This window comes from Microbulbifer variabilis (genome assembly GCF_020524905.1).
Taxonomy (GTDB): Bacteria; Pseudomonadota; Gammaproteobacteria; order Pseudomonadales; family Cellvibrionaceae; genus Microbulbifer; species Microbulbifer variabilis_A.
On the sequence record NZ_JAIVKI010000001.1, the window covers coordinates 695579 to 717144 of the forward strand.

Below are 21566 nucleotides of genomic sequence, written 5' to 3' on the forward strand. Positions count from 1 at the left end.
TCCTTAATTTTTTAAGGCTGCCTTACATCGGATGGTTAAAAACTTCTTCCATCGCAGGCCCGCTGGAGTCTCGCACAATTAGGGTGGGAGTAAAGCTACGGCAATTGCTGTCCGTCTTTGCGATTGCTTGTTGTTCTTTATCCTGGCTTCCCCGGCATTGAATGCGCTTTAGCACCAGCTCTGCTGCACAGCGGGCAATATCCTCGTTGGGTTGATGGGCGGTGGTGAGTTTGGGCCAGGTTTGGCGTGAAAAGGGACTGTCTTCGAAGCCGGCGATGGAAAGCTGTTGTGGCACCTCAATATTTAGCATGCGAGCCGCAAATAGTGCGCCTGCGGCCATTTCATCGTTACCGGCAAAAATGGCTGAAGGGGGACTGGCGGAGTGCAGCAAAGCGGTAGCCCCGGCCACGCCGGAATCAAAAGAATACTCGCCCTCAATTACCAATTCTTCAATAAAAGGCAGGCCTGCCTTCTGTAAAGCGTGCTTGTAGCCCGTCAGACGGCTGTGTGTGGATAAATGTTCAGAGCCGCCGCCAAGGTAGGCGATTCGCTTGTGCCCCAGCTGTAACAAATGTTGGGTAATAGTGAAGGCGGCGGCTTCGTCATCGATCTCAATACAATTTTCCTCTCCCTGGTTGCAACCTTCCGAGGAAATAATCCGAACGAATTCCACATCCAGGGATTTCAATGTATCGATGACTTCCTGCGCCTCGGAGAATGGGGGGGTTAGTACCAGCCCGGCAACCCGGCTTTGTTCCACCAGTTTGCGCAACTCTTCGTGAATAGTGTCTCTTTGGCCACTGCCCGGATGGATAAGCAGTTCGTAACCCTGTTCGCGGCAGGCTTCGAGGATGCCGTTTTGCATATCGATCACATAGTAGGCATTGGGATTGTCATAAATAAAGGCAATGGAATAGGTGTGTGTGCCAGCCAGGTTGCGTGCGGCCAAATTGGGGCGGTAATTGAGAACTTTTACTGCCTGCATAACTCGTTCGCGGGTACTGGTGCGTACTGAGGGCTCATTATTGATGACCCGCGAAACAGTTTTTATCGATACGCCTGCGCGTTCGGCAACGTCGTTAATTGTGACTTTCATCGGCACCGTTCCCTCTCGCAAACCCATCGTGGGGAGGCGCTGGCCCCCTTTTTATCACTCTCTCTTGATTCGTGCTGCCCGAACAAAAGAGTGTTCGGTGTAGACAGTTTGGCAGTTGTGTGCAAACCCGGTTATTGGCGGCGGATTCTAACAACAATTGGGTGTGGTGCAGGCGGATCGTATAGAGGCTTTGAAATCCTTGTAATGGAATGGCTGGCCGGGTTGGCACTCGTAGCGAGCAAAAGAAGCTTACCGATCTTTCATCTTTTTGTAATTTTCTTACATTTTTGCCTTTTGGCACCAAAAACTTATTCCTGCATTTATCTGCTTTATGGCGCTTAATTTTCCCTATTAAGGCTCTTCTTGCTGTTTTTTAGGTTTCCTTAGGTTGTCAGCCGGATAATGGTATCGCTTACCAGAAGACCCTTGATCTTTTTTGTAGTTTTACTACATAATGCGCTCCATCAGCTTTGCCGGGTTATTACTGCTGTACTTCTCGTTGAACGTAAGGTTTCTACTCCACCTGTAGGGGGGGAGGCTTTGCTCTTGTCGGCCCACTAGTATCCGATGGGACCGATGGACTCCGGCAAAAAAGGTTTTGGCAAGAAAGTGCGTCAATTGAGCTCCAAAAAGGCTTTTATTCTGCTCTTTTGTTCCTTCTTGAAGCGGGAGCGTATTTTTTTCACAAGATGGGTAATGGAATTTTCCGGTTGCTCCATCTTCAGTCGGGTGATAGGGCGCCGGTCGCACTACAACCCAGTCAAGCGGCGGGACTTTTTGCCGGTTGGTCCTTTCAGGGAAGAATGATCACTGGTGGCTATTTGGTCATCTCAATATGGCATCGGTGCCGGCCTCAGGCTGCACCGCAGCAGAATTAATACGGAAGAGTCATGGTTCACAGCAAGGTTCAGGCAGTTACCGAGCGCATTATCCAGCGCAGTGAGGAAACCCGCGCACAGTACTTGGCCCAGGTGGAAAAAGCGCATATTGAAGGGCGTGCCACTAAGCATTTGTCTTGCGGTAACCTGGCCCACGCCATTGCAGCCTCTCCAGAAAAGGACAAGCAGCTTATTGCATCCGGGCGCGGTCCCAACCTGGGGATTGTCACTGCTTATAACGATATGCTTTCCGCGCACCAACCCTACGGAACCTATCCGCCACGTTTAAAAGAGGCGGCGGCGCGCCACGGCGCCACCGCACAGGTGGCCGGTGGAGTGCCGGCGATGTGCGATGGGGTAACCCAGGGGCGCCCGGGTATGGAGCTGAGCCTCTTTTCCCGCGATGTAATCGCCATGTCCACCGCCATAGCCCTTTCCCACGATGTCTTTGAAGGCGCCATGTTCCTCGGCATCTGCGACAAGATTGTGCCGGGACTGGTCATCGGTGCCCTCGCTTTTGGGCACCTGCCCTCAATCTTTATTCCGGCGGGTCCAATGCCCACCGGGCTATCCAATGCGGAAAAAGTACGGGTTCGCCAGCTCTATGCCGAGGGCAAGGTTGGCCGTGCCGAGTTGTTGGAGGCGGAGAGCGCCTCTTACCACAGTGCTGGTACCTGCACTTTCTACGGTACCGCCAACAGCAACCAGATGCTGGTGGAAATTATGGGCCTGCAGCTGCCGGGCAGTTCTTTTGTTAATCCCGGTACTGGCCTGCGCGATGCATTGAACGAAGCGGCTGTGGCCCAGCTGGCCAAAATTACCGAACCCAGCCAGCACACGCCCATCGCAAAAATCCTCACAGAAAAAGCATTTGTTAACGGCATTGTGGGGCTGCTCTCCACGGGCGGCTCCACTAACCATACGTTGCATTTAATCGCGATGGCGCGCGCCGCCGGAATTCAGATTACCTGGCAGGACATGGCGGATCTCTCCGAAGTGGTGCCCCTGTTGTGCCATGTCTACCCGAACGGCACGGCTGATATCAATCACTTTGCCGCTGCTGGTGGTATGCAGTTCCTGATTAGTGAGCTACTTGCCGCAGGCCTGCTACACGGCGATGTACATACAGTAATGGGCCATTCCGGCCTGGAGCCCTATTGCCAGGACCCCTTCCTAAATGAGGCCGGTGATGGTGTGGTTTGGCGCCCAACAGCGCAAGAGAGTGCCGACACCACGGTGATTCGCCCGGTGAGTGAGCCCTTCTCTCATCACGGCGGCTTGCAGCTACTGGAGGGCAACCTCGGCCGCAGTGTCATTAAGGTTTCTGCGATTAAACCGCAGCATCTCAAGGTGAAGGCGCCGGCGATTGTGCTGCACAACCAGGATGAACTGCTGGAGCGCTTCAAGGCCGGCGAGTTGGAGCGGGATTTTGTTGTCGTAGTGCGCTTCCAAGGGCCTCAAGCCAATGGCATGCCGGAGCTGCATAAGCTGACTCCGACCCTGGGGGTGTTACAGGATCGCGGTTTCAAAGTGGCCCTCGTTACTGACGGGCGTATGTCCGGTGCATCCGGCAAGGTACCGGCGGCAATTCATATGTCTCCGGAAGCGGTCGAAGGTGGTCCTATTGCCAAAGTACGCGATGGCGACTTGGTGGAGCTGGATGCTGAGGCCGGGGTGTTGCGTGTCCTGGTGGATGAGGCGGAATTCAATGCGCGCGAACTAGCGCAGTGCGATTTGTCGGGCAGCGCCCGCGGTATGGGGCGCGAGCTGTTCGCCAATATGCGCGCTATTGCCAGTGGTGCCGAAAGCGGTGCCAGTATTCTTTATTAATGTGTGCCGCCCATAAATAGCGGTGCAAGAGAAACGATTTCAGAGCAAGTTTTATGTCTAACCCATTTGATATGGTGCTGTTTGGTGGCGGTGGTGATCTTGCCCTGCGCAAGCTGATTCCGGCATTGTATCGTGCTTACCGGGAGGGCAGCCTGGCAGAGGGTTGCCGTATTCTCCCCGTTTGTCGCCGTCAGCAAGACGCTGATCAATATTTAAATGTGGCCCTTCAGTCCCTGCAGCAATATTTGCGCGATGGTGAGTATTGCAATGCTATCTGGACAAGTTTCAGTCAGTTGCTGCGCCCCGTGGCCCTGGATATTTCTATACCCGACCAGCAGTGGACACATTTGTCAGACATCCTTGAGTCAGACCCGGATCGAGTGCGAATTTTTTATTTGGCCATTCCTCCCGGTGTTTTTGGCCCCTGCTGCGAAAACCTCTCGGTTAAAGGCTTAATTAGCAAAAATTCCCGGGTGGTTGTGGAAAAACCCCTTGGTTATAACGCGCAGACTGCTGAAGAAATCAATAGCAAGATGGCGAGCTATTTCCCAGAGAGTAGTATTTTTCGTATTGATCACTACCTGGGTAAGGAAACCGTTCAAAACCTGTTGGCCCTGCGTTTTAGTAACGTTTTATTCGAGCATCTGTGGGATGCAAAAACGATCGACCATATTCAGATCAGTATTTCTGAAACTGTCGGCCTGGAAGGCCGTGCCGGGTTTTACGATGAAACCGGTGCGCTGCGGGATATGGTGCAAAATCATCTTTTGCAATTGCTATGTCTGATTGCCATGGATTCCCCCAACTCCATGACTGCAAAAAATATTCGCGCGGAAAAAATCAAGGTACTGGAAGCGTTGCGTCCATTGAAAGGTGATTTGGTGGATGAAAACGTAGTGCGCGGCCAATATGTGGCCGGAGAAATCGATGGGCAAAAGGTGCCTGGATACCTGGATGATTTAGCGGATGGTGCCAGCGCCACTGAAACCTTTGTGGCGCTGCGTGCGCATATCGACAGCTGGCGCTGGGCGGGAGTGCCGTTTTTCCTGCGTACCGGCAAGCGAATGGAAAAGCGCTGTGCAGAAATTGTGGTGCAGTATAAAAAAGTTTCTCACCACGTCTATGACGAAAGCGCGGGAAATGTAACTCCCAATCGCCTGGTTATCCGTCTGCAGCCGGAAGAGAGTATCAAGCTGATTCTGATGGCCAAAAAAATGGATAGCCTTACTACGGAGCTGCAGCCGGCGGAGTTGAACTTAACCCTGTCCGATACCTATGACAGCTTCCGCAGTGATGCCTATAAGCGGTTAATGCTGGATGCCGCCGCCAATAATTCGGCCCTATTTATTCACCGCGATGAAGTGGCGGCGGCCTGGGCTTGGGTAGACCCGATTATTGAACACTGGCGTGAAACCAACAATCAGCCCAAGCCCTATCCTGCGGGCAGCTGGGGACCAGAGGAGGCCAATGAATTACTGGCCCGCAGTGGTCGTCACTGGTTCAACGCCAAGTAACGAATCTGTGGATTACCCGGCTTTTTTGCGGTGATCCACAATGATGAATGGAAGTATTCATGGCAGAAGAAAAATTTTTTACTGATCGTGAGCGCCTGGTGCAGGCGTTGGTCCACGATTGTGCATGCGAACTGCAAAAAGGCATTAAAGAGTCTGGCCAGGCTACCTTTCTGGTCTCGGGAGGCAGTACCCCGGAACCAGTTTATCGTGAACTTTCCAAACGCCCATTGCCCTGGTCACAAATTACGGCTGCGCTGGTAGATGAGCGCTGGGTAGATAAAGCCCATAGCGGGAGCAATCAGGCGTTTATTGAAAACAGCCTGATACAGAATGATGCCGCTGAGGCCACGCTGCTGGGTATGAAAAATCCGCATAGCAGTGCCGCAGAGGGTGAAGCTGACTGTGAACGTGCTTATGGCGAGCTGCAGCGTCCCTTCGATGTGTGCATCCTGGGAATGGGCAATGACGGTCACACCGCGTCTTTATTTCCCCATGCTCAGGGGCTTGCTGAAGCACTAAACCCTGACTCCGATAAATTGTGTAGCGCAATCACCGCGCAACAGAGTGCGGTGACTGGTGCCAATACCGAGCGTATGACGCTAACCCTAAACGCTATTTTACAGGCAAAAAACATCAAGCTTCTGATTACCGGTGAGGAAAAACTCAAGGTCTATCGGGAAGCCCTGCTTGGCAGCGATGAACTGGAGATGCCGGTGCGCAGTATTCTCAAGCAGGGGCTGAAACCAGTCACTGTGTATTGGGCGCCCTAACGAACGATTTGGAATTGATTGATGCAGAAAAATATCGCCGACATTTTGCAGACTGCTGGCGTTGTCCCAGTGTTGGTTATCGAACAAGCCGAGGATGCGCTGCCCCTGGCGGAAGCGTTGCTCAAAGGCGGCTTGAAGGTTCTGGAGGTTACGTTGCGTACAGAAGCAGCACTGGCCGCGGTGGAGCAGATTGCCAAACACCTGCCCGAGGCACATGTGGGCACAGGCACAGTATTAAATAGCGATGACCTGCGTCGCTCTGTCGATGCCGGAGCGGGCTTTATGGTAAGCCCCGGCGCTACAGAAAAATTACTGGCAGCTGCCGACGAAAACGATGTGCCTCTACTGCCCGGCGCCGCTAGTGCTTCCGAAGTGATGCGCCTTTATGAGCGCGGTTACCGCTACCAGAAATTTTTTCCAGCCCAGGCTGCCGGTGGTGTGCCCATGTTGAAATCCCTTGCCGGCCCATTGGCGGAAGTGCGCTTTTGTCCAACAGGCGGAGTGAGCCCCAATAATGCGGCGGATTACCTGGCGCTTAATAACGTAGTTTGTGTGGGCGGTTCCTGGATGGCCTCCAGCGCTCTGGTACGAGAGAAAAACTGGGCCGAGATCACCCGCCTGTCGCAGCAGGCTGCGGCACTGAAATCGTAATTCGGTACCTGCGCTGAGTGCCGACCACAGTATTAATCCGGCGGTACTTCAGCGACTGATACAGGGGCGCTATATCGCCAGCCAAACCGTCATAAAAGTTCGCTAGGGTGCATTCGTCAATGGATGCAACAGGGGAAAACCAGAAGCTAATAAGAAAGGGTAAAGCCAGATGAAAATTAAAGTCGCCATCAATGGTTACGGCCGTATCGGCCGCAACGTCACCCGTGCCATTTACGAGTCTGGCTATAGTGATCGTATCCAGCTGGTTGCGATTAATGATCTGGCTCCAGTTGCCTCCAATGCGCATCTAACTCGTTTCGATACTATCCACGGCCGCTTTGCCACCGAAGTTAAAGTGGATGGTGATGCGTTGATTATTGGCGGGGATCGAGTGCAGGTCTGTCAGGAGCGCGATCCGGCTAAGCTGCCCTGGAAAAAGTTAGGAGTGGATCTGGTGTTGGAATGTACCGGCCGCTTTACCGATAAGTCTTCTGCCTCTGCCCATATCGAAGCCGGTGCTGCCGCAGTGCTGATTTCCGCCCCCTCACAAGATGCGGATCTCACCGTGGTTTTCGGCGTAAATGATAGCAACCTGACAGCGGATCACCGCGTGGTTTCCAACGCTTCCTGCACCACCAATTGCCTTGCGCCTGTGGCGCAGGCCCTGCATCGCGAGCTGGGTATTGAGCGCGGCTTTATGACCACTGTGCACGCCTATACCAACGATCAGAATACCCAGGATGCGGTGCATGCGGATATTTATCGGGCACGCGCCGCGGCCGATAATATGATTCCCACCAAGACCGGTGCGGCGGCAGCCGTAGGCTTGGTGCTTCCGGAATTAAAAGGCCGTTTGGATGGAATGGCGGTACGTGTGCCGGTAAGTAATGTTTCCCTGGTGGACTGCCAGTTTATCGCGGGCCGCGATACTACGGTTGAAGAGGTAAATTGCATTATGCAAAGCGCTGCAGAAGTTAGCGGTGGCGTTCTCAGCTACTGTGACCAGCCTCTGGTATCCGTGGATTTTAATCACACCACCGCTTCCAGCCACTTCGATGCCAATCACACGCGAGTGAACGGCAACCTGGTGAAGGTGATGGCCTGGTATGACAACGAGTGGGGTTTCTCTCACCGTATGCTGGATACCAGCCTAGCCATGGCGGCGGCTCTTCAGCTTGATATGCCGGTGGCGGAATCTGCCTGAACATACACTTGTCACGGGTTGGCCCGGCATCGGAAAATTGCTGTGGAAAAGCCTGTGAGTTCGTCTTGTACACTACCGGGCAGGCTAAATTCACTTTGTAGAAGTTAGCTGGCCACAGAAATTCTTTTTCCTTCAAATATCTGACGGGACCATATGATTCGCCATACAAAAATCGTCGCCACCCTGGGACCCGGCACCGATAAGCCGCGAGTGATCGATGAAATGATTCGTGCCGGCGTCAATGTTGTGCGCTTAAACTTTTCCCACGGCACCGCCGATGACCATCGTCGCCGGGTGCGGGAAGTGCGCGATGCCGCTGAAGCACAGGGGAAAACGGTCGGAGTATTGGGCGATTTGCAGGGTCCCAAAATTCGTATTGCCCGCTTTGCCGCAGGCAGTGTGACGCTTGAGAACAATGACGAATTCACCCTGGACCTCGACTGCCCTGCAGAAGGTGGCGATGAGCATCGTGTAGGGGTCGATTACCCCAGCCTGATCAGCGATTGCCACTCCGGCAATATTCTCCTGCTCGATGATGGCAAGATTCGCCTGGAGGTAACCGGCACCACCGCGAGCAAGTTGTTTTGCCGTGTACTGCAGGGTGGCAAGCTTTCCAACAACAAGGGTATTAACTTACTCGGCGGTGGCTTGTCCGCGCCAGCTCTGACAGAAAAGGATTACCGGGATATCGAACTGGCCGCGGAATTGGAAGTGGATTTCCTCGCAGTGAGTTTCCCCCGCTGCGCCGAGGATCTTGAGACTGCGCGCAAAGCCATGCTGGCCGCTGGTAGTGAGGCCGCCATTGTGGCCAAGATTGAACGGGCCGAGGCCGTTGCCGACGATGCGCAGATGGATGCCCTGATTCTCGCCTCCGATGCGATTATGGTGGCCCGCGGTGATCTGGGGGTGGAGATTGGTGATCCGGCTTTGGTGGGAGTGCAGAAAAAACTGATCCATCGTGCCAATGTGCTTAATCGCGGTGTAATCACTGCGACGCAAATGATGGAGTCCATGATCACCAGCCCGACCCCCACCCGTGCGGAAGTGATGGACGTGGCCAATGCTGTATTGGATGGCACCGATGCGGTGATGCTCTCCGCCGAGACCGCGGCTGGCGATTACCCGGTATCTGCGGTGGAATCCATGAGCGAGGTGATTGTGGGGGCTGAACAGTACCTGGGTAGTGTGCCTTACGCACCGGAGGAGCACGGCGCTTCGGACCGTATCGATACGGTGATTGCCCAGGCCGCGATCGATGTGGCCTCCCGTGTAGAGAATCTCTGCGCGGTGGCCGCCTTGACCGAGTCCGGCCGTACTCCACGTATGATGTCCCGCGCCAATACCCGCCTACCGATTTATGCCATGACGAGACACCCCAATGTTGCACGCCAGTTGGTACTTTTGCGTGGAGTAGAGCCCATCAGCTATGACCCAACCACAGTACCTCTTGGGCATCTCACAGAATCCATTATTGAAGTACTGGGTTCGCGCATCGACCTGCAAAAAGGTCAGCGTGTGTTGATCACCCAAGGTGAGCGCCTCAATGTGGGCGGACATACTAATTCGATGCGTATTAAAGAGATCGAATAAATCCTTTTGGTGTAAGCCATTACTTACTTCGTGGTATCCGAGAATAGTAATGGCTTTAGGGTTCTAAAAAGATAGCCAATTAGTTTTTTGCATATTTTTATCTGCCACGAGACCCACCTACTGCTAAACCTCATCTTTATTTTTTACGCCTTCTGTGGTGCAATTTGTGATGTTATTCACAATCTTTTTTGTCTTTAAACGGTTCTATAGCTTCAATTATTGCCTGCTAATTTAAGTGATAAGGAAAGCCGCAGAATCCGATGCTCTTTTAATTTCAATTGGCATCGGTTGGTTTAATTCGAATTTGATTGTTCTTTTAGAGTTTTGTAATAAATTATCTGCTGTCTGGGTGTTTGAGTATTAACTTGACACTCTTAATTCAAAAGAATTTTATTATTTTGTTGATCTTCATTTTAATTCCTGCTGTCGTACTCGTGTAATGCCGTTTATCTACCCCCCTTCACCTATTTGCGGTAATCTGCCCGGATAGGTCGCAATTTCAGGTATCCCTTACCGGTAGCTTTGGCCTCATCCCATCCAGGTACCGGTGAATTGGAACTATTGGCAAGTAGTTTTTCCATAAACTTTCGGGGTAATGAGATTCACTATTTTAGATTTCACAAATTGTGAATACCCTAATCCAACAAAATTTGACGCACTACAGCGGGCAGCAATCAGTTTGTTGTGTGTAAATTGAACAATTTTGGGTTGGGACGTAACCAGGCCCCCGGGGGCGGGGTTGTTGATAGATGAGAAGATAAATCGGGATGATTTATTGGATCTGGCAAAGATAACAAGAAGCTGGCGCAAAGCGGGCTTACGGCGTTTGAAGGATTATCCATGCAGCTAAGTGTCGAGAACAGGCAAGGCATTCGTTATATGGTGAGAGTTGGCTGGGCGTACCAGATGGGTATCCCCATGCAGGTAGATGCCACCCGACTGCTCTCCATGTTTGATGACGATGCCATTCAGGAAATCTATGAACACTTTTTCGGCCTGAATGGTATTTCCTGCAATACGCTAAGTGTCAGTATTCAGTCCAGCCAAGCCGGAACGGTTTATCTCGGGCCCTTGAGTGAAGCGCCGGGGCACCTAAGCAGCCGGGAAAAAGAAATCTACCTGGCCCTGGTGCAAAACCGCCTGATCATTGAAGAAGCCCCATTTGCAGCCACCGCACTGGCCGATAAGCAGGCTGAGTTGCTGAGTAAAATCCGCCTAGGGCTTCAGCAGATCATCGCCCAGGAGCGAGCGGAGGCCGCGCTGATTCAGCAGCGCCATGAACAGCGCTCGGATCTTGAGAAGGTGGGTGCCTATATTGATCGCGGCGCTACCGGCCTGGGCAACGCTGCCTGGGGCTTGGTAGTTTGGAGTAAGGATGTGCTTGAGGTAGCGGCGCTGGTTAATCCCATACGTCAGTCCTTTGAGCAAAATAAAGCCATTGTCAATTACCTGCTCAATGATAAAAGCTTGGTAGAGTCCCAGCGGGAATATTTATCCGCGGTCCAGCGGGAAGCCGTGGATGTGCTCGGCTTCGACCCCACCAAAATCACCAAGCAGCAATTTGATCTGGCTGTTGAGGTGGCTGAGCTGATTTATGATGATCCAGCCCTGCGCGATACCTTCATCCGCTTTGCCAAGGATTATGCGAGTGCCCAACACAGCTTGGAAATCACCGAAATAGCGGGCGGTGGAGCCTTTGAGATTATTCTCACTATTGTGTTAGCGGCGGCTACTGGTGGCATTGGTGCGGTAGCCGCTATGGCGAAAAATACACGCCTGCTGAAAGCCTTTGGCGGTATCGGCGACCTGATGATGGATTTTGCCAAGCTGAAAAAACAGCACAATCTGCTCTCCAAAAAGCGCGGTGGCAATGCCAAGGGCAACGGTGCCAGCTTCTCCGACCTGAGTTCCTCTGAAGCTGTAGTACCAACTTCGTCCGGCGGCCCCTCGTCGAGTAGTTCTTCCTCCAGTAGTGCTTCCAGTCGCTCTACTTCCAGCAGTAGCTCCTCCAGTAATTCCAGTAACGGCAATCAAAGCAGCCAGGGGAGTGGCTCAGGCTCCAATGCCGATGGCGGGAGCCAGACCAACGGCAGTTCTACTTCCAATGAGCCGGATAGCGCCAATAGTGAAACCGGCGAGACTCCTGATGGTAAAAAAGCTCAGTGTGCTAAGAACTCTTGCCATGGTGGTGATCCAGTTAATTTAAAAACTGGAGAGGAGTTCCTCTCGCTTGTAGATACGGTATTGGACGGCCCACTGCCTCTTACCGTAGCGCGCACCTACCGCAGCAGTAACCCCAAAGACTTCGGTATGGGACACGGCTGGACCCATACCCTGGGTGAAAAACTGCTTTGGCGCCCCGGTAAAGCGGTGCAGCTCCACGATGCCGAGGGTCGGGTGATTAACTTGCCGGCACCGGGTGACAGTGGCCGCAGCCACAATGTGGTGGAGCAGTTAACGCTTACTCGCGTTAATGACGAGCATTGGATCGTTACCCCCTACGGCGCCCCCAATGGAGTGCAGAGGCACTTTAAAGCTATCGGGGACAAAGGGACTCTTAAGCTCGCAGAAATTCGCGATGGCTACAGCAACTTCTACCTGTTCCACTATATCGATGAGCGTTTAATCTGTATCGAGAGCAGTCTCGGAGAAGCCCTGCATATCAGTCCACCAGAAGGGAAGGCTAACAGCCTGCGTATTGGTGAACTGAAAAAAGAAACCCGCGATGGCCGCATTAAAGTACTCGCCAAATATGAGTACAGCGATGAAGGCGACCTGATCAAAGCCACCGATGCTGATGGCCACAGTGAGCAGTATCAGTACCACCAGCATGTTATTAAGCAGCGTACCCTAAAAACCGGCTACCGCTTCCACTTCGAATGGGATGCCGAAGGCCCCTCCGCCCGCTGTGTACGCCAGTGGGGTGACCCTATCGATGGGCAGGCCACTTACAATTACCAGTTTGATTGGGATGACGACGGTAAGGGTGTCACCGTAACCGATACCCGCGGCGGTAAAGAGCGTTACCGCTTCAATGATCGCGCCCTGCCCATTTATCACCGCGACCCGGAAGGTGCCGAGACCCTTTACAGTTACAACGACCTGGGCCAGATTACTAAGGTACAGCTGCCAAGCGACGATGGCAGCCTGCGCGAAGAGATTTATCAATACGACGATCAAGGCCGCCTGGTACAAAAAACCGATGCCGCCGGCAATAAGCACCGCATTGAATACAATAGCGAAGGCCTGCCCGCAAAAGTTACGGACCCTGCTGGGAATAAGTGGCAACGCGAGTACAACAAAAAAGGTCAGATCGCTGCCACCAAAGATCCTCTCGGCAACAGCACCCAATATGGCTATAACCCCGTTGGTCTGATCGGCAGTGTTACCGACCCACTGGGAAATACCACCCGCTACCTGTGGAATCCTGAGGGTAAACTGGCCGCAGTTAAAGATCCCATGGGCCGCGCCCAGCACTACCGCTACGACAGCGCTCGCCGCCTGGAAGAAGTTCAGCATGCCCCAGGTCAGGTCACTCGCTACGAATACGATGCTCAGGATCGCATCCATGCGGTAACCACCCCAGATGGTGCCCGCACCCAATACAGTTACAACCCCCAGGGGTTACTGGCCGAAGTTACCGACTCCGAAGGTCGCAGTACCAGCTACGCCTACGACGGCCTCAGCCAGGTTAAGACGCGCACCAACCCAGACGGTAGCCGCCTGGAATATCACTATGACGGCGAGCGCAACTTAGTCGGCCTCACCAATGAAAACGGAGAGCGCTACCAGCTTAAATACGATCTCAATGAGCGCCTGATTGAAGAAGTCGGCTTCGACGGCCGCGTGACCCGCTATGCCTATAATCGCGCTGGCCACTTAATCAGCTCCAGAGCCGTAACCGACACTGATACTGGTAGGGGTATCGACACCATCTTCGAGCGCGATCCCTTCGGCCGCCTGTTAGAAGAAGTCACTCCAGACGGCATTACTAACTTCCGCTACAACCGCAGTGGGCAGTTAATTGAAGCGGAAAATGCCCATCGTAAATTGCGCTGGGAGTACGATGCCAATGGCCGCGTTGTGGCCGATTGGCAGGGCAAAGACAAACTGAGCCACCAATACGATGCCGCCGGTAATCGTATTGCCACAACATTACCCGATGGTGAAGTACTGAACTTCGCCTTCAATCCCGCCGGCCAATTCCAAAGCCTGCACCGCCGCCCTGTTGGTGGTGACGCCGATCAACTGATCACCAGCATTAGCCACGATGAACAGGGTAGGGAAAGCCAGCGTCAGCACGGCAATGGGCTGGAGAGCCAGAGAGACTACGATCCTCAGGGCCGCCTGCAAAAGCTGCGCCTGGGCAAGGCCAATGGCCCGGTATCAGATCCGACTCAGTCAAACTCAATTCTGGAACGCAGCTACCAATACAACAAAGCCGGCCAGATCGCCCAAATTGAAGACAGCCTGCGCGGCACCCGCAGCTACCACTACGACGCCCTCGACCGTCTTACCCAGGTAGACGGCCCCAACCCCGAATACTTTGTGCACGACCCCGCACACAATATTCTGGCCGCCGCCAACTCGAAAGACGAAGCCAAGCAGCAGGCCAGCGCCACTCAGATCAAAGGCAACCGTTTAGCCTTCCGCGGTGATACCCACTACCGCTACGATATCCATGGCAACCGCATCGCCGATCTGCGCGGTAAAGGGCAAAAACTGCAAACCCGCTACCACTACAACAACCGCCAACAGCTGGCCCGTGTAGAAAAGCTTAAGGTAGAAAACGGCACAGAACAGTTCCAGCAGGTCATCCACTACCAATACGACCCCCTGGGGCGCCGTATTGGTAAAGCAACAGATAGTGAACAAACCCAATTCCTTTGGGATGGCGACGTACTCCTGCGGGAAAACAAAAGTGATACCCAAACCAAGCAGGATCTCAATACCCGTACCTACTACTTTGAACCGGGTACATTTAAACCTGTTGGATTAAAAGAAGATAATCAGGTTTATCACTACCATCTGGATCACTTGGGAACCCCAGATACCCTTACCAATCAGGAAGGTGAAGTGGTATGGAGTGTTGCCTATAAGAGCTATGGCAATATTGCCCTGGCCCATGAAAATCAGGTGGAGCAACCAATTCGCTTCCAAGGGCAGTACTTCGATGAAGAGACTGGGCTGCATTACAACCGGTTTAGGTATTACGATCCGCAGGTTGGGGAGTTTACTCAGCAGGACCCGATTGGATTGTTGGGAGGTTCGAATAATTATCGGTATGTGCCTAATCCGGTAAGTTGGATTGATCCTTTCGGCTTGACGGCAAAAGATTGTCCGCCTGATACTGTCCCCTCAATGCCACCCGATGCAGATGAATTGATTTCGGTTATTGGTGCTGGTGGCAAAGTCGTCCAGCAAATTTCTTCTAACACTAAATTGGTAAGATATGAGCCGGTAGATATTGCTACGCCAATGACACCTCATGAGTCTCCCTTTTTTGATATATCAAAGGGGATGGAGTATGGACTTAAGCCTGACAGGCACAAAGCCTTATTCGCAGCATCTGATAACAACCTTAAGGCATTAACTGAGCTGCGTAATAAGCAGGGTTATTTCAGCAATGACGTTGTCCTTCGTGAATCAACGATTGGTGAGTTACTAGCTAAAAATCCAGGAGCGCAGGTATTAGAAGATACTAGATTTAATGGGACTGTTCTTGGGGAGGAGTCTGGCGGTTATATAATTGTAACAGGTGATAAATCGGTTATCGACTTCCATGAGAGTAAAGCTCTAGCGATTGAAAAAAGAGCTGTTGATGGGAAACTTAACAATAGTGACGTGCGCTTGTGGTATATAGAAAAAGTTTCATCGATACCGAATCAAGATAATATTTGGAAACGCCAAGGAGTTCCTGTAGAGGAAAGAGCGAAAAGAGCTCATGCAATACGTCACGAAGCACGTGTTAAAGCTAGGAGTTTTATGAAGAATGAAAAGCAAGTTGAGGAATTGCGCAATAGAGATTTTAAGAAATATAAAAACTCCGAAGGACCTACATTCGAGTATCTGGTTGAGAAAAGTAAAAATGGTGAATTGAAGGGGGATGAAATTTACGAGTCAATTATTGGAACGTCAAAAAAAACTGATGCCAGTTATAATGACAGGCATGGTGTGGGAGAAAGAGGTGGATAGGGATTTAAAAAGGCAGAAGTTAGCCTGGATGGCTACTGAGGATTCAGAATATCCTTATGAGGCTTATTTTGAGTTAAAAAAATATATTATTAGAGTTAACGATTTTCCGGCTGAAGCTTTTTACAGTCTTATTAGTGATGGAAAAGTTTTAGATGAATTTGATGATTGGCCTAGTGATTGGTTGAGGCCTGAATAGAAGTTTGATAGTTATATTTGATTTGATATATAGGTTAAAGCGGATGAGTAAGAAATTTGTAGAGTATCCAGATCTTGAGGCCCTCCCTTCAGAAGGTGCTGTTTTGTCTGATTATGATCGATTTGCCAGATCTTTTGATCCAACAGGTGCATTTCGCGAATTGTGGGGTAAAGATTATGTGAATAAAGCTATGGATTTGTGGTTGTTTGTAATTTCAGAGTTTGATGAAAAGAAAGTGTCTAGTTCTAGCGTGGAGGAATTGCTGTTGAGTATTAATTATAATTTTGCTATCGGACCATATCTCGGTGCTGTAGAAAGCCCTCTGCCATTTTGTGAGTGGCTTATTTCGGCTATAAGATCTAAGTTGAGAGATATTGAATGAGTAAGGTTTCGATTGTAAGAAATATAAATTAATTTTTATGTTTAAGGGTCGTTTCTCGGGTCTATGTAGTTGTTTGCCAGGTATTGCTTATTTGGGTGCTTAAGATTTATTGAAGGCATGGACTCACAGTAATATAAATCGAAGAAAATCTGTGTGGAACTCGAAGCTACCACTGCGATAAACTTGAGCGCCTTACTCAGGTGTATAGCCTCACCCCCTAATAAATTGTGTAAGATCCTTCATTACTCAGTAATTGCTTGTGGTGAGGAAGTCAACTGTCTCATTTTTGTGGCTAAATCCACTACCACTACAATACCTTCGGTAACAATATTGTTAAACTAAAAGGCTAAAGCAAAACTACAAGCCTGCACTCATTACAACAGTTGCCAACAGCTGATACGAGTGGAAAACTGAAGGTAGAGAAGCGAATAAAGTAGTTCAAAAGGTCATCCACTACCATTACGGTCCTCTGGGATGGCGACGTACTCCTGCAGGAAAACAAAACCGATATCCGGTCCCAGTAGGTCCTCAATTCTCATACCTACTATTTTGAACCGAGTACTTTTAAACCTGTTGGATTAAAAGAAGATAATCAGGTTTATCACTACCATATGGATCACCTGGGAACTCCTGATACCCTTACCAACCAAGATAGTTAAGTGGTATGGAGTGTTGCCTACAAGAGTTATGGCAATATTGCTCTGGCCCATGAAAATCAGATAGAGCAACCGATCCGCTTTCAAGGCCAGTATTACGATGAGGAGACCGGGCCGAATTATAATCGGTTCCGTTATTATGATCCGGTGATTGGACAATTCATTTCTCAAGATCCAGTTGGGTTGTTTGGTGGAGTGAATAATTATAGATATGTTCCAAACCCGATTACATGGATTGATCCTCTTGGTTTAGAGTGTAAAGAGATAAGTCTAAGTGATATTAAATTTAAATCTGTTTGGAGTGGTGAATATCTCGAGTTCTATGTCAGAGATGATGATGGAAACAAATTATATTTAGGTTTGGCTGAGTTATCTGAGTATAAGGGTAAGATCACTTTTTCGATATTTAACGATAATGACGGAGTTAAACTCAAGCCAGTTGGTTTTGGTCTTACAGAAGCATTGCTATCAATTTCTATTCTGGAGTTCATGGGGAAAAATAATGGTTTGCCACCAAGTAGTCTGCCCGGTGGTTTATCAAAATCAAATAAATGTAACTATCAAAAAGAATACTCTCTTGCATTAGGCGAAGGTTTAGATCCAAATGATGCGAAGGGTAAAGCTATAGTTAATGTCTCATTTGGTAAACACAGGAAAAATATGGGCTATGAAGATATTGAGGTACAACATAGCCGCTCAACGACAACTGTTACACATGACGCTAAAGCGCAACTCCTTGAGGCTCCTTTGGATAATGTTCCAGACAGAATTAATGTCACGAATGCCAAGCTTACAGATAAAAGCAAGCTTGATAAAACATTAGAAAAATATAAAGAGGCTTATGAAAGTGGGCGAGAAGATGACAAATAAAGAAGTAAGAATACCTCCGATGCATTTAAGAAAAATTGAGAAAGTTATTGGTGTTGCGGTAAGCCCGGATGAGGAGGGTAAATTTTCTAGTTTTCAAGAGGTTGATGAGTTAACGAGAAGCCGTGTTAGGGAAATTTATTACCAGCTGGATGAGCTTAGGGCTATAGCATATCTAAAATATTTTTTGCCTAAAAAGCTTGATCGGGAGCACATGTTCTCTTTCTTGTCTGATGTTATAATTGGTGGTATGGATCAAGATGAATGGGTTAAAGAAGAACTAGGACATTCGAATGGAGGTTAATTAGAATAATTGGAATAATTGGGGTCAGAGTGAAATATTGACGTTTCTTTAACCTTTAATCAGGCTTTTAAATACCGGCTACGAGTACGATGCAAAGGATCGCATCCATGCGGTAATCACCCCAGATTGTGCCCGCACCCAATACAGCTACAACCCTCAGGGGTTACTGGCCGAAGTTACCGACTCCGAAGGTCGCAGTACTTGTTACGCCTACGACGGCCTCAGTCAGGTTAAGACGCGCATCAACCAGGTCGGCGGCCGCCTGGAGTACCACTACTACGGAGAGCGCTACCAGCTTAAATACGATCTCAATGAGCGCCTGATTGAAGAAGTCGGCTTCGACGGCCGCGTGACCCGCTATGCCTACAACCGCGCAGGCCACCTGATCAGCCCCAGAGCAGTAACAGATACGGATTCAGGCAAGAGCATCGACACCATCTTCGAGCATGACCCCTTCGGCCGCCTGTTAGAAGAAGTCACTCCAGACGGCATTACCAACTTCCGCTACAACCTCAGTGGGCAGTTAATTGAAGCGGAAAATGCCCACCGTAAATTGCGTTGGGAGTACGATGCCAATGGCCGCGTTGTGGCCGACTGGCAGGGCAAAGACAAACTGAGCCACCAATACGATGCCGCCGGTAATCGTATCGCCACAACATTACCCGATGGTGAAGTACTGAACTTCGCCTTCAACCCCGCCGGCCAATTCCAAAGCCTGCACCGCCGCTCTGTCGGTGGTGACGCCGCTCAACTGATCACCAGCATCAGCCACGATGAACAAGGTAGGGAAAGACAGCGCCAGCACGGTAATGGGCTGGAAAGCCAGAGAGATTACGATCCTCAGGGCCGCCTGCAAAAGCTGCGCCTGGGTAAGGCAAACGGTCCGGTATCAGATCCGACACAGTCAAACTCCATTTTGGAGCGCAGCTACCAGTACAACAAAGCTGGCCAGATCGCGCAAATTAAAGACAGCCTGCGCGGCACCCGCAGCTACCACTACGACGCCCTCGACCGCCTCACCCAGGTAGACGGCCCCAACCCCGAATACTTTGTGCACGACCCCGCACACAATATTCTGGCCGCCGCCAACTCGAAAGACGAAGCCAAGCAGCAGGCCAGCGCCACCCAGGTCAAAGGCAACCGTTTAGCCTTCCGTGGTGATACCCACTACCGCTACGATATCCACGGCAACCGCATCGCCGAGCTACGCGGCAAAGGGCAAAAACTGCAAACCCGCTACGAATAAATGGGGTCAGAGTAAACTATTGTCGTTTAATTAACCTTTAAGCAGTTTTCTGATCACTGGCTATGAATACGATGCCCAGGATTGCATCCATGCGGTAATCACCCCAGATGGCGCCCGCACCCAATACAGTTACAACCCCCAGGGGTTACTGGTCGAAGTTACCGACGCCCAAGGCCGCAGTACCTGCTACGCCTATGATGGTTTCAGCCAGGTTAAGACCCGCACCAACTTGGACGGCAGCCGCCTGGAATACCTCTACGATGGCGAGCGCAATTTAATTGGCCTAACTAACGAGTACAACTCGTAGTTATTTAAGGTTACTGAATTGAATTTTCTCTTTTTATTCGGTCACTCAGTGAGTCTAAATCTTGATAAATAAATTCTTCATCGATTCCAAGGTTAGCTAGAGATTTTATTAATTCTTTCCGTTTCCTATTAGACCTAATGTTAATATCTATACGCTGGCAGTGATCTGTACCTTCAAGGATTTCATCAATACTTCGGCTATCGGTCCCATGCAATGTAAAGCAACCTTTCTGCGAAGAAACTCTTCTAATATTTTGAGCGGCGCTAATAGCTATGGGGTTGCAAGGTATCTTATTGCTGCCGGAATCAGCTGATTTTAGGTTGATTGGCAAGTAATCATCTAAATTAACCTTTTCTGTTACTTGTCTCTGCCTTAGTGCTGAAGGGCAGAATACATGTTCTGTTCCTATCAACTTCCTATTAAGATAGTGGGGATGTAAGACCCATACGCTTCTAACCATATCTATTTCTGTATCTGATTCAGATGTTAGAGCAAAAAATAATCCTACCAAGGCAGATTCTGACCAGTCTAATAATCTTGTTGGGAGTCCATGGTGTTGCATTAAAGTGTATAAGTCCCACTCAGTATAAGTGTAATTTGTATACGCTTGATAAGAGGACAGGAACTGGTGGATAAGGACACCCTCATAAGCCAGTGGTATCTCTTTCCACACTATTCCTGGGACTGGTTTGTGATTGGGTGTTGCAACACCCCTAAACCAAGTGGTTGGCCCAGGAGAGATCTTTTCAATATATGATACATATTCTGCGATTGAAGAGACTTGAATTACTTCCACCTAATTTGTCTTCCTTGAGGATGAATGTTGAGTAAAAGCATTCTACGTGAGTTGAGCTGATAAAGCACCGACAACAAATCTTAAAAAATGCGCAAGTTCGCATTCATTTGGGGCAGGGTAAGATATTGACGTTTAATCAGGGTTCAAATTACCGGTTACGAGTACGATTCTCAAGACCATATCCGTTCGGTAGCCACCCAATACAGCTACAAGCCCCAGGAGTTGTTGGCCGCAGTACCTGCTATGCCTACGACGGTCTCAGTCAGGCTAAGATCCATATCAACCCGGATGGCAGGCGTCTGCAATATCACTAAGATGTCGAGCGAGGCTTAATCCGTCTTACTAACGAGAATGGTGATCGTTATTAACTTAAATGTGCTCTCAACGAGCGTCTGATTGAAGAAGTTGACTTCGATGGCCGTGTTGACCCGTAAAGCATGCAAGCGTGCCAGCCTCTAAATCAGTTCCAGAGCTGTGACGGATATAGATACCGGCAAGGGTATCGACATCATCTTCGAACGGGGCCACCTACTGGAGGAAGTCACCCCTGATGGCATCGCCAATTCTCGATATAACTGTAACGGTCAGCTAATAGAAGCAGAAAATACCCACCGTAAACCACGCCGCAAATACGGTGCCGTCGGCAGCTGTATCGCGAAGACTTTGACTGGTGGTGAGGTACTTAACTTTGTGTAAGACTCTGCCAGAAAATACGAAATCTTATGCAGCCTCAATGCTTATTGGATGCGGATAAATATTCTTCACGATAAATAATGAAAGCAAATATCAACAAGGTAACTGAGTGAAAACTTAAGAGTCTTATTAACCCGGCGACCATGTAGTTCTGTATAATGTCCGAATGGATATTATTGATGCAAGAAAATTACCCGCTTCCGCCAAGGAAGAGAAACGTCGAACGGCTGTAAAGCTTTGGAAGAAATCAGAGTCTATAGCAGAAATTGCGTGGACGCTGGATGTCTCCAGCCGAGCAGTACAAAACTGGATCAATGCCTATAAAGCAGGTGGTTTCAAAGCATTAGCCGCTAAAAGACTTGGCCGACCCGAAGGGGTAAGCCGCAGGTTA

16 protein-coding genes and 1 pseudogene are annotated in these 21566 nt (G+C 50.1%); 15 read left to right on the forward strand and 2 right to left on the reverse strand.

Going from position 1 to position 21566, the window contains the following annotated elements; all coding sequences use genetic code 11:
- Positions 1–22: 22 nt before the first annotated feature.
- Positions 23–1096: a LacI family DNA-binding transcriptional regulator gene (locus tag LC073_RS02925; RefSeq protein WP_226643211.1), complete on the reverse strand. Its 1074-nt coding sequence runs from the start codon at positions 1094–1096 to the stop codon at positions 23–25.
- 890 nt (positions 1097–1986) lie between these two features.
- On the opposite strand from LC073_RS02925, the gene edd reads away from it, so the two are divergent.
- From edd to LC073_RS21790, 13 genes and pseudogenes are all read left to right on the forward strand, one after another.
- A complete protein-coding gene (edd, locus tag LC073_RS02930) occupies positions 1987–3804 on the forward strand; it encodes a phosphogluconate dehydratase (protein ID WP_226643214.1) in 1818 nt (605 codons plus the stop codon).
- A gap of 53 nt (positions 3805–3857) precedes the next feature.
- The gene (gene zwf, locus LC073_RS02935) at positions 3858–5318 is read left to right on the forward strand and encodes a glucose-6-phosphate dehydrogenase (protein WP_226643216.1); all 1461 of its coding nucleotides are present in this window, start codon (positions 3858–3860) and stop codon (positions 5316–5318) included.
- Positions 5319–5377: 59 nt separating this feature from the next.
- Complete coding sequence (gene pgl / locus LC073_RS02940) at positions 5378–6088, forward strand: 6-phosphogluconolactonase (protein WP_226643232.1); 711 nt, start codon at positions 5378–5380, stop codon at positions 6086–6088.
- A 21-nt stretch (positions 6089–6109) separates the two neighbouring features.
- Positions 6110–6739, forward strand: a complete 630-nt coding sequence (locus LC073_RS02945; protein WP_226643234.1) for a bifunctional 4-hydroxy-2-oxoglutarate aldolase/2-dehydro-3-deoxy-phosphogluconate aldolase — start codon at positions 6110–6112, stop codon at positions 6737–6739.
- 169 nt (positions 6740–6908) lie between these two features.
- Positions 6909–7943 carry a type I glyceraldehyde-3-phosphate dehydrogenase gene (gene gap, locus LC073_RS02950; protein WP_226643241.1) on the forward strand — a complete coding sequence of 345 codons (1035 nt, stop codon included), beginning with the start codon at positions 6909–6911 and terminating at the stop codon, positions 7941–7943.
- A gap of 153 nt (positions 7944–8096) precedes the next feature.
- Entirely contained in the window at positions 8097–9533 is a 1437-nt protein-coding gene (pyk, locus tag LC073_RS02955) for a pyruvate kinase (RefSeq protein ID WP_226643244.1), read from the forward strand.
- A gap of 840 nt (positions 9534–10373) precedes the next feature.
- Complete coding sequence (locus LC073_RS02960; RefSeq protein WP_226643246.1) at positions 10374–15728, forward strand: RHS repeat-associated core domain-containing protein; 5355 nt, start codon at positions 10374–10376, stop codon at positions 15726–15728.
- Positions 15721–15924 carry a hypothetical protein gene (locus tag LC073_RS02965; RefSeq protein ID WP_226643248.1) on the forward strand — a complete coding sequence of 68 codons (204 nt, stop codon included), beginning with the start codon at positions 15721–15723 and terminating at the stop codon, positions 15922–15924. The genes LC073_RS02960 and LC073_RS02965 overlap by 8 nt, the downstream gene beginning before the upstream one ends.
- A gap of 43 nt (positions 15925–15967) precedes the next feature.
- The gene (locus LC073_RS02970; protein ID WP_226643250.1) at positions 15968–16306 is read left to right on the forward strand and encodes a hypothetical protein; all 339 of its coding nucleotides are present in this window, start codon (positions 15968–15970) and stop codon (positions 16304–16306) included.
- 596 nt (positions 16307–16902) lie between these two features.
- Positions 16903–16965, forward strand: a pseudogene (locus LC073_RS21890) (RHS domain-containing protein); the annotation flags it as partial.
- Positions 16966–17832 carry an RHS repeat-associated core domain-containing protein gene (locus tag LC073_RS21785; protein ID WP_319004702.1) on the forward strand — a complete coding sequence of 289 codons (867 nt, stop codon included), beginning with the start codon at positions 16966–16968 and terminating at the stop codon, positions 17830–17832. It abuts the pseudogene before it with no gap.
- Complete coding sequence (locus tag LC073_RS02980) at positions 17822–18133, forward strand: hypothetical protein (RefSeq protein WP_226643251.1); 312 nt, start codon at positions 17822–17824, stop codon at positions 18131–18133. Before LC073_RS21785 ends, LC073_RS02980 begins: the two co-directional genes overlap by 11 nt.
- A 349-nt stretch (positions 18134–18482) precedes the next feature.
- Positions 18483–19379, forward strand: a complete 897-nt coding sequence (locus LC073_RS21790; RefSeq protein WP_413231425.1) for an RHS repeat domain-containing protein — start codon at positions 18483–18485, stop codon at positions 19377–19379.
- 317 nt (positions 19380–19696) lie between these two features.
- On the opposite strand, the gene LC073_RS02995 is transcribed toward LC073_RS21790, so the two are convergent.
- Positions 19697–20482 carry an FRG domain-containing protein gene (locus LC073_RS02995; protein WP_226643253.1) on the reverse strand — a complete coding sequence of 262 codons (786 nt, stop codon included), beginning with the start codon at positions 20480–20482 and terminating at the stop codon, positions 19697–19699.
- 474 nt (positions 20483–20956) lie between these two features.
- Between LC073_RS02995 and LC073_RS03000 the strand changes: the two genes are divergently transcribed.
- Together LC073_RS03000 and LC073_RS03005 are read left to right on the forward strand one after the other, a co-directional pair.
- Positions 20957–21178, forward strand: coding sequence for a hypothetical protein (locus LC073_RS03000; RefSeq protein ID WP_226643254.1), 222 nt, complete (start codon positions 20957–20959; stop codon positions 21176–21178).
- A 163-nt stretch (positions 21179–21341) separates the two neighbouring features.
- The coding region (locus LC073_RS03005) for a helix-turn-helix domain-containing protein (RefSeq protein ID WP_226643256.1) at positions 21342–21566 on the forward strand (225 nt) is incomplete at its 3' end.